The organism is Methylobacillus sp. (assembly GCF_036844465.1).
Taxonomy (GTDB): Bacteria; Pseudomonadota; Gammaproteobacteria; order Burkholderiales; family Methylophilaceae; genus Methylobacillus.
On sequence record NZ_DAIUFW010000026.1, the window covers coordinates 1 to 9,291 of the forward strand.

The 9,291-nt window shown below is 51.9% G+C and carries 13 protein-coding genes; all 13 read left to right on the forward strand.

The features are described from left to right. Nucleotides 1-308: 308 nt before the first annotated feature. Entirely contained in the window at nt 309-2,489 is a 2,181-nt protein-coding gene (locus tag V7Z75_RS13715) for a lytic transglycosylase domain-containing protein (RefSeq protein WP_334109215.1), read from the forward strand. Further along, nucleotides 2,486-3,160: a phage baseplate protein gene (locus tag V7Z75_RS13720; RefSeq protein WP_334109216.1), complete on the forward strand. Its 675-nt coding sequence runs from the start codon at nt 2,486-2,488 to the stop codon at nt 3,158-3,160. Before V7Z75_RS13715 ends, V7Z75_RS13720 begins: the two co-directional genes overlap by 4 nt. Then, nucleotides 3,157-3,423, forward strand: a complete 267-nt coding sequence (locus V7Z75_RS13725) for a phage baseplate plug family protein (RefSeq protein WP_334109217.1) — start codon at nt 3,157-3,159, stop codon at nt 3,421-3,423. The genes V7Z75_RS13720 and V7Z75_RS13725 overlap by 4 nt, the downstream gene beginning before the upstream one ends. Then, the gene (locus V7Z75_RS13730) at nt 3,416-4,291 is read left to right on the forward strand and encodes a baseplate hub protein (RefSeq protein ID WP_334109218.1); all 876 of its coding nucleotides are present in this window, start codon (nt 3,416-3,418) and stop codon (nt 4,289-4,291) included. The genes V7Z75_RS13725 and V7Z75_RS13730 overlap by 8 nt, the downstream gene beginning before the upstream one ends. Continuing rightward, the gene (locus tag V7Z75_RS13735) at nt 4,288-4,944 is read left to right on the forward strand and encodes a hypothetical protein (protein ID WP_334109219.1); all 657 of its coding nucleotides are present in this window, start codon (nt 4,288-4,290) and stop codon (nt 4,942-4,944) included. The genes V7Z75_RS13730 and V7Z75_RS13735 overlap by 4 nt, the downstream gene beginning before the upstream one ends. Further along, nucleotides 4,944-5,297 (forward strand): hypothetical protein, encoded by a 354-nt coding sequence (locus tag V7Z75_RS13740; protein ID WP_334109220.1) that lies wholly within the window; start codon nt 4,944-4,946, stop codon nt 5,295-5,297. Before V7Z75_RS13735 ends, V7Z75_RS13740 begins: the two co-directional genes overlap by 1 nt. Beyond that, complete coding sequence (locus V7Z75_RS13745; protein ID WP_334109221.1) at nt 5,294-6,484, forward strand: baseplate J/gp47 family protein; 1,191 nt, start codon at nt 5,294-5,296, stop codon at nt 6,482-6,484. Before V7Z75_RS13740 ends, V7Z75_RS13745 begins: the two co-directional genes overlap by 4 nt. 17 nt (nt 6,485-6,501) lie before the next feature. Then, complete coding sequence (locus V7Z75_RS13750; protein WP_334109222.1) at nt 6,502-7,113, forward strand: DUF2612 domain-containing protein; 612 nt, start codon at nt 6,502-6,504, stop codon at nt 7,111-7,113. After that, complete coding sequence (locus V7Z75_RS13755; RefSeq protein ID WP_334109223.1) at nt 7,100-8,080, forward strand: gp53-like domain-containing protein; 981 nt, start codon at nt 7,100-7,102, stop codon at nt 8,078-8,080. Before V7Z75_RS13750 ends, V7Z75_RS13755 begins: the two co-directional genes overlap by 14 nt. 9 nt (nt 8,081-8,089) lie before the next feature. Continuing rightward, complete coding sequence (locus V7Z75_RS13760) at nt 8,090-8,533, forward strand: hypothetical protein (protein WP_334109224.1); 444 nt, start codon at nt 8,090-8,092, stop codon at nt 8,531-8,533. Then, entirely contained in the window at nt 8,530-8,739 is a 210-nt protein-coding gene (locus tag V7Z75_RS14210; RefSeq protein ID WP_442919920.1) for a hypothetical protein, read from the forward strand. The genes V7Z75_RS13760 and V7Z75_RS14210 overlap by 4 nt, the downstream gene beginning before the upstream one ends. Beyond that, a complete protein-coding gene (locus V7Z75_RS13765) occupies nt 8,636-8,983 on the forward strand; it encodes a hypothetical protein (RefSeq protein WP_334109225.1) in 348 nt (115 codons plus the stop codon). The genes V7Z75_RS14210 and V7Z75_RS13765 overlap by 104 nt, the downstream gene beginning before the upstream one ends. Continuing rightward, nucleotides 8,976-9,291 (forward strand): glycoside hydrolase family protein (locus tag V7Z75_RS13770; protein WP_442919921.1); only part of this gene is annotated, 316 nt, incomplete at its 3' end. The genes V7Z75_RS13765 and V7Z75_RS13770, both read left to right, overlap by 8 nt.

Here is a 9,291-nt window from a genome sequence, read left to right on the forward strand (position 1 = left end):
GTGCGGACCGGGGCACCGTGTTCGACAACCGCGGCATCGAAGGGCGCATCGAGGCCATTAAGATTAATCTCGATTTTTTAATGGCAGGCGTTACCCAGTAATCGAAAACGACGGGTTGCAAATACCGTTGAATGAGTCGGCATTTGCAAGTTGTGAAAACTTATCCAAAGAAGCGTACTATATCCTGTATCACGGCTTGGCGACATACGCAGAACTGGATTCACAACTGACGCTAGAGGACGCAATAACACTCATTGAATTCCATCGTGTGGCCGAGCACAACAAGGCACTTTTAGAAGGGTTGAAGAATGAACTCGGTAACCGTTGAAGAATTAGTAATGCGGATTGAGGTGGAGCTTGACAAGTTCCGCGCTCAAGCTGGGCAAGCCGAGGCTATTGATAAAAAGCTTCGGCAATCGCTCAAAGATACCGAAAAAGCTGCCCGAGAAACCGGAGACGGGTTCGATAGCCTTGGCGACGACGTTGCCGCAGCAAACAAGCAGTTAGAAAGCAAGCTAAAGACGCTGGCGACCGCTACACGGCGCTTGGTGGGATTCTTTGCTGTTATCACTGGATCAAACGCCATTCAGCGCTTGGCTACAAACATAGCTGATGCCAATGACCAATTGCGGTTTCTTTCTCAGCGCCTGGGCATGGCTGCTAGCGATGTCACGAAACTAGATAATGCCGTCGCTGCGCTTGGCGGCACAAATGCGCAAGCAGTCAATACGATCAAGAGCCTGAATCAGGGCATACAAGAAATGGTAATCATGGGCAATGACTCACTGATACCGTTTTTTGGTGCCCTTGGCGTGGGCGTTACGAATGCCGCAGGCAATGTGCGGGAGATGGACGACATTCTGCTGGACATGGCAGATTCGTTATCGCGCATGGATCCGCAACGGGCGTATGCGATTGCATCTGCTATGGGGCTTGACGATGGCGTAGCCAATGCCCTGATTCAAGGCCGTGACGCAATGCAAGAGATGCTCGATATGCAAAAGACGCTTTACGTGTCTACGCAGGCCGAGCTGGATGCTAGTCGAGAGCTAAACAAGGCGCAGGTGTTCCTTAGCAAGCAATGGGAAGGGCTAAAAACAATCATCGGCAACGCTATCATCCCTCACCTGTTGCGCATGACAAAGATTGTCTCAGGATGGCTGGAATACCTTCATCGAAACGAAAGAACGGTTAAAAATTTCTTCGAGGGGATGGCTATAGCGTTGGGCGTAGTGCTAATCCCGTTGCTGGTCAAGGGCGCTCTAGCGATGTTGGCGTTTGTCGCCCCAGTGCTGGCCGCTGGCGCTGCCGTAGGCATACTCGCGCTTGGCTTCGCCGCGCTGTACGACGACTATAAAACGTGGGCCGAAGGCGGCAAGTCCCTGTTTGATTGGAGCGGTTTTGTCGGGTGGATAAATAAGGCTCACTTTTCTGTTGACGGTCTAGCAACGGGGTTTACGCATTTACTGACTGGCTATAAAACCTGGGCCGAAGCAGGCAATGCTTTGTTTGATTGGGCCAAGTCCAAGGGCCTTATCGATGAAAACGGCATTGCTGTACGAAACCTTGGTAAAGCAATAAAGGGCTTGGCTAAAGACGCCATCGAATCCGTGCCGCTACTGAAAGCGCTGGTCGATGTGGTGTCCCTGATGATTGAGGGCAAGTGGAGCGAAGCAGCGAGCAGGCTAATGGACGTTCCAGGACTCGCGATGAAGGCAGGGTATGATGTCACCGGGTTTGTGGCCGAGCGCGCCGCGGGCGCTATTGATCTCACATTTGGCGTTGACCCAGAATCTGACCAATCCGCGGCAGCAGCCGTTCGTAGGTTGCGCGGATGGGGAAACCGGAAACTTAACCGGCTGTTTGGCGGCGAACAATCAGCTGCCCCGAAATCACCTGCCCCGGCGACTGGCGGGGATCGCTTTATGCCCGCGCCTGAGCTTCTGCCAGAGTTCGAGATTGCAGCGGAGAAGCACAATGTTCCGGTGGCGGCTTTAATCGCCATGGCGCACCAGGAATCTAGGTTTAACCCAAACGCCTACAACGAAGAGACGCAGGCAACCGGCATGTTCCAGTACATCCCGGCCACGGCAAAAGCGCTTGGTATTGACCCGCGCGACCCATTGCAGTCACTGGATGCAGCGGCAATGCAATTGCGCCAACGGTTGGATAAGGGAGACACCATAGAAGAAGCAATCAGACACCACCACGGCGGCCCGAATCGAAAGAGATGGGGAAAAAACAATGACGCCTATGCGAGAGATGTTTTAGGTAAAATGTCGGCCATTGAGGCTCGCAGCATGTCTAGCGGTTTTGTAGGCGCAGGCGGTGGAACAGGAGGCGGTAGCCGCAGCATGGAAGTTAATATCGGAAGCGTCAACGTGCAGACATCCGCAACTACACTCCCAGCCGCAACCTCTGAGGGGGTGGCCGCAGGAGTTAAGCAAAGCAATGAAATGCTGAATCAATTGGCCGGGGGCATACAATGATCGATGGGCTTCCAGACATTCCTGGGTTTAAGGGGCTTGAAGTAAGCGGCCTAGACGCGCTCATAGGTTTTGGTGGCGCATTCGCCATCAACATGATTTTTGGCAATCAGTGGGGGGTTTTTAGCCAATTTGGTGCTCCCATTCTCCTGGCAGATACGGTCTACTCCGTCAAGTACAGCAATTCCAGCGAGGTATCCTCGGCACCCGTAGAACGCGGATCGTTTACCGATTACAACAAGGTGCAAAACCCGTATAAAGCATCTGTGACGATGATAAGAGGTGGCGGCAACGCAACCATGCGGGGGGCTTTTATTGCGCAGCTTGAGGCAATATCGCGCTCTACTTTGCTTTACCATGTCGTGACGCCCGAGTACGTACATACAAATGCCACGATTGTCGGCTATGACTATGTGCGAGAACCACAAAACGGCGCTCGAATGATAGCGGCGACGATTGAGCTTCAAGAGATCCGTGAATCGTCCGTCAGGTACGAAGCCGTCGAGGTGGAGAATCCGGCTGACACGCAGACTCGGGATATGGGCGAAGTTCAACCGACCGAGGTGAATGAGTCTTGGCTTGTCCGTGGTGTGAGAGTTATTAACGGTGTAGTAGAAACCGTAGGGGGCTTAATAAATGAAGTCCGCAACGCATCTCAAGGAATATTCCAGTGATTGTTATACCCCTGGCTTCCATCCCCAATCAGCGGCTTTCCTTCCAGTTCGAAGAGGAAGAATATGCCCTAGAAGTTAACCTTCGGCGTGGCAGCCTTTATATTACCGCATGGAAAGATGGTGAAAACCTAGTTAATAATCGAGTTCTTCGATCTTACGCCCCCTTGCCAGATGGGTTTATTATGGTGGATACCGAAGGCGTAGAAGATCCCACATACGAGCAGCTAGGGACGCGATTCTTGTTGCTGAAAGACAATGGATAAAAAGATTGTTCGATCCACCATCACGCTTGTTAATGACAGGTTCGATGATGACTCTAACCAAATAATTGCAGAAGGTTTGCGTACCATCTGCAATATACAGTTCGGCGGCGGCGCGGTCATGCCTCATGCTGAGATCATCATCTACGGCTTGCGCTTGGATGTAATGCACAAGCTGATGCGCGTCAGGTGGCAAGATATTAACTCCATGCTGAATACGATCAGGATTGAGGCGGGTGAGGCTGGTGAGTTTCATACGGTGTACGAAGGGAACATCACGTTCGCCTATATCGACACCAGCAATGCTCCGAACGTGTCTTTGCGAATCCGCAGCATCACCGCTATTTATGAAGCGTACAGCCCATCTCCGCAGCGCATGTTTGCGGCAGGCACGCCGGTAGTGCAAGCGATTGAGTCGCTGTGCAATGGTATAGGGTATATGTTTGAGAATAACGGGGTGCCTGCAAGCCTGACCATGGGCGACACCACGATGGGCGACACGGATTTAAACAAAATCCGCAAGTTGTGCCGCGACTATCAGATTGATCTGTATATAGAAAATCGCTCGATCACAATTACTCGACAAGGCGCGCCCAGGAACATTCGCGTCCCATTAATCACTCCTAAAACAGGCTTGATCGGATACCCGGTTCCGACGATTCAAGGCGTAGATTTGAGATGTTTATACGACCCGATGATTCGGTTCGGTGGCCTAATCAGGATTCAAGACAGTTTGATGGAAACCACAAATGGCGATTGGCGTGTATTCGGCACCACGATTCAGTTAGAATCAGAACTGCCGGGGGGCGCGTGGTTTATTGACGTCCGTGCCACACACAACGAGCCTAACAACACAGCGATCAGCCGATGACGACACTAAACAAACCATTCCGACCCGAGGAAGCCGTAGACGGCCCGCTGCAAATGGAGGCCATCATTACTCGGATGATGGGCCGCAATTACACTGCAACCATTGTTCGCGTGGATGCAGTGCAGGCAGGCGGTACTGGCCCTGTTGGTTTTCTGACGGCGACTGACTTGCTGCAACAGATGAACGGCAACAACGAGGGGATACCTAACGCGCCAATGGCGAATATGCCCTACTTCCGGTTGCAGGGCGGCGCTAACGCAATCGTTATCGACCCGAAACCGGGCGACATTGGCATAGCCATATTCGCACGGCGCGACATAAGCGAGGCCAAGCGCAGCAAAACGCAAGGGCCGCCGCCCTCTTTGCGCCAGTTCGACCAGTCTGACGGCCTATATATTGGCGGCTTGCTGAACGGCGCTCCATCGCAGTTTATTCATTTTTTAGAGTCTGGCATACACTTGCAGGCTACCGGCCCGTTTACCGTGGACGCGTCATTAATGCAGGTGAATTGCGACATAATGGCCACGGGTAATATTACCGACAATTCGGGGACGCAACCACAATCCATGGCGAGCATGAGAGCGGTATATAATAGCCATACTCACCCAGGCGACAGTGGCGGCACAACCGGAACTCCTAATCAGGACATGTAATGCGGACACTTTTTTTGCTCCCGGATATTTGGGACTTAACACTAGACGTAAGCGGCAATATTGCGACGGCTACCAGTACGTATCAGCAAGCGCAGGACATTGCCAGCGCGGGGCGTACGTTTGTGGGTGATTTGTATTATGATACGCAAGCAGGAATACCCTACTTCCAGAGCATTCTAGGCACCAAAGGCTTCCCGCTAGCACTATACAAAATGCACTTGGAAGAGGCCGCAAAATCCGTTCCTGGCGTAGTGTCCGCTCAAGCTGAGATCGGATTGAATGCACAGCGTCAAGCCACCGGGTACATTGCATTTACGAATGATCAAGACCAGCAAGGCCAAATATCGCTATGATTCCACGCATCCAGTTTACCAATACCGGCATGATTCCTCCGACTCGGCAAGAGTTGAGTAACGCTCTGTGGCAAATGTTCCGCGATGCATTCGGACAAGATTTAAACCCAGACCCGCGCACACCGCAGGGGCAATTGGTTACGTCATTGACGGCAGCCCTAGTGGATAACAACGATTCGATGATCGAGCTAGGAAACCAGCTTGACCCTCGTTATGCCACTGGCGTGTGGCAAGAAGCGCTTGGAGCAATTTACTTCATTAATCGCCGCGTCGAGACGAGTTCTGTCGTGATGTTATCGTTCATTGGATTGCCCGGAGTTGTAATCCCGGATGGGTTTATTGTTATTGACGACGCAGGAAACGAATGGGCAACCAATGGGCAAGCTACCGTGGACGCGGGGGGATCTGCAACGGTTGAGGCCTATTGCTTAACGCCGGGGCCTATCTACGCCGCGCCCTTAACCATTACCACGTTCAAGCAAACCATCGAAGATCTGGACAGGGTCGAAAATCCCGCAGCAGCCGCGCCGGGTTCCGATGAGGAATCGCGGGTTGACTTCGAATTGCGTCGTGCCGCATCAGTAGCCAAGAACAGTAAAAACATGAACAATTCTGTCTATGGCGCGGTGGCTGACATATCCGGAGTGATCGACGCATTTGTGATTGACAACCCGACGGATAACACGATTACTGTCGGAGAAACGAATTATTCGATGATTCGCAATTCGCTGCTGGTGTCTGTGGTGGGCGGAAATAACCAAGAGATCGCAAAGCAGATATTAATCAAGGGCGGCACAGGCTGCTCATTCGTTGGCAATACTGACGTAGTATACTTTGACACAGATAGCGGTAATGCTTTCCCTCCCGAATACCTTGTGACGTTTTTGCGGCCAACGCACATCACTACGTATTTTAGAATTCTTGTTGCAGACATAACCGCAGTTTCGTTTGTGGCGCTTTCTGCTGCAAAGCAGTCTATTATCGATCAGTTCATCTCGGGAGAAAACCGCGCTCGAATCGCTGGAACCGTTATCGCATCGGCGTTCATGTGTAGCATTGACCGAAACATAAGGCCGATTAAAATTGAAGTGTCAACGGACGGCACCACATGGGAAGACTACATTACATTCGGCGTTGACCAGTTTCCCGTCACCTCTCTTGCGAATATCTCGGTTGAGCAAGTATGAACATTCAGCAAACGATCATGAGCCAATATGCCAATAGCCCCAGGCTGTTGCGCATAATCAATGACTTATGGGGTGCCATTGACCCTACCAAGTTCAATGAGGATTACTTTAACCTCATTATGTCCATCCCTACCGCGAATACACAAGGCTTGGATATATGGGGGAGAATTGTTGGCATTGGCAGAACGGTTTACTTTCCTAACCCAGAAGGCGAGTATTTCGGCTTCGAGGGTGGGTTTTATCCGTTCAACGAGCGCCCGTTCAGCGCAGCAGGTAACGCTAACGACGCATGGGAATTAGCGGATGATGCTTATAGACCGCTAATACTAATCAAGGCTATGGCGAATATTGTTTATGCCACAGCGCCGAATATCAATATTTTGATGCGCGCCGTATTCAACAAGCCGTGCTATTTTTTAATCACCGGCCACATGCAAGGTCGATACGTTTTCGAGTTTTATTTAAATCAATTTGAGCGGCATATCGTTTACAATACGGATATTCTGCCGAGGCCATGCGGGGTGGACGTTAGCGTTATTATTGATTTAGACGAATCAAGCACTTTCGGCTTTGATGGCTCTGGCCTACAACCATTTGGACAAGGAACATTCTACAATGGCGCAACCTGATTTAATTCCAATGCCGTTTGCGGAGAACGCAACGCCTGGAACCATTGAACCTATCCCCGCCACTACCCCCACGGTTCCGCAAGATGCAACGTGGAGTACGGGATTCCCGCAAGTAACCATGCAGCCACTTGCATCGGGCGGGATTCCTCCGCGTGGGCAGAACTTCAACGGCGTTCTAAACGCACTGTCTCAGCATATTTTCCACACGCAAGGCGGGGGGCAGTACAAGTGGGATGACGCGCACGGGCCGTACTCGATTGGCGATGTTCTTCAATCTGATGATGGTCTACGTGCTTATGTGAGCGTTGTTGATAACAACACAGATAACTTTAATACTAATCCATCAGCGGTCGGAACATCTTGGGCGCCTTGGAGTGGGGACGCAAAAGCAAATTCTGGCGTATCTATCCTGGCTGGCGCAGGACTGACTGGCGGCGGAACACTTACACAAAACAGGACGCTGTCTGTTCAGTTCGGCACAACCGCCGGGACTGTCATGGAAGGAAATGACAGCAGGATAGCGGGGTCGGTTCCGCAGACAAGGCAAATCATAGCTGGATCGGGACTCACCGGCGGAGGTGATCTTTCAGCCAACAGGGCGCTGTCTGTTAATTTTGCCACTACTGCGCAGGCGCAGGCAATGACTGCTGATAACGTGGCGCTGACGCCTGCGAAGTTGTCGGCGGCGTTTGGTGGGGCTAATCAGAATCTTGCTTCCAACGGCTATCAGAAGCTGCCGGGTGGACTGATTATTCAGTGGGGATCGAATAGCGTCGCTAGCGGCCAAACAATCTTATTCCCTGTAACGTTCCCAATAAATGTGAGGGTGTCCGTTGTCCCAGGTTTTGGGTCTGGCCTGACACAAGTTTATTACTCAGTTGAAGGGACCTCGCCTTGGACTGGGTTCAAACTGAACCACTCTGCCTCTGCACCTGTTGTTTTTAACTGGATCGCCATTGGCTACTAAGGAGAAAAAATGTTCTATTATTCAAAACAAACAGGCGGCTTCTACAGCCGTGAAATTAACGGCGACAATATCCCTTCCGATGCTGTCGCAATCACGCCAGAACAACACGCGGCCCTGCTGCAAGTGCAATCCGAAGGCAAGCAAATCACAGCCGACGAAAACGGATTCCCTGTGCTCGCCGATCCACCGCCTGCTCCGCCCTACGTCCCGCAACAAGTAACCCGCGCCCAAGGTAAGGCCGCGCTGATTATGGAGGGTTTGTGGGATGATGTTCTGGCCTACGTAGATAGCATCACCGACCCGCAGGAAAAGGCGCTGGCCTTAGTCGCGCTGAACGACACAACGCACTGGCAACGCACAAGTCCATTTCTCAACGGAGCAGCTACCGCATTAAGCCTATCTAGTGAAGATTTAGATAACCTGTTTATCCAAGCTTCGGGGATTCAGCTATGAACCGGCTCGCCCATAACTGGCGCGAGTGGTGGCGGCACTGGTCAACATCCGGTACGCCCGGGGCCGGAGGTGGTACTGCATCAACAACCGGCAAAGGTGGCAATGCTACTGCAGGAACAGGAAGCGGAGGAGGCGGTGGAGATATTTCTGGCGGCGGTGGAGATGGAGCATCCGGCATCGTCATCATCAGCTACCCATGGCCTTAATTTTTTATCGGGGAAATCAATGAATTTACCAGAACATCAAAAAACAATCGGGGATGCCATATCAATCGGCGTTGGTGTGAGTAGCCTGCTTTCCTGGCTGCCTCATATTGCGGCCGCACTTACCATTATTTGGACGCTGATCCGCATATTCGAAACCAGGACAGTGCAACGACTGCTCGGGCTTGAGTATCATCGCCGGGATGATGTGTCGCCGGAACTGGAAAAGGTGAATAAGGATGACTAAGGTCAGGATGCTCGCTGCTACGCTTACCCTATCCGCAAGCGCATTTGTTGGTATTGTGGTGAGCGAAGGCTATACGGGTAAGGCCATCATCCCGACCAAGAATGATAGGCCCACTGTTGGCTTTGGCAGCACTTATCACGAGGATGGCAGCTCCGTGAAGATGGGTGAAACCACCACGCCTGTGCGTGCCTTGATCAAGGCGCAAGCACATATCAGCAAGGAAGAAGAGCGTTTTCGCGCCAGCCTGCCGGGCGTCAAGCTGCACCAGGCTGAATATGACCTATATATGGATTGGGTTTACCAATTCG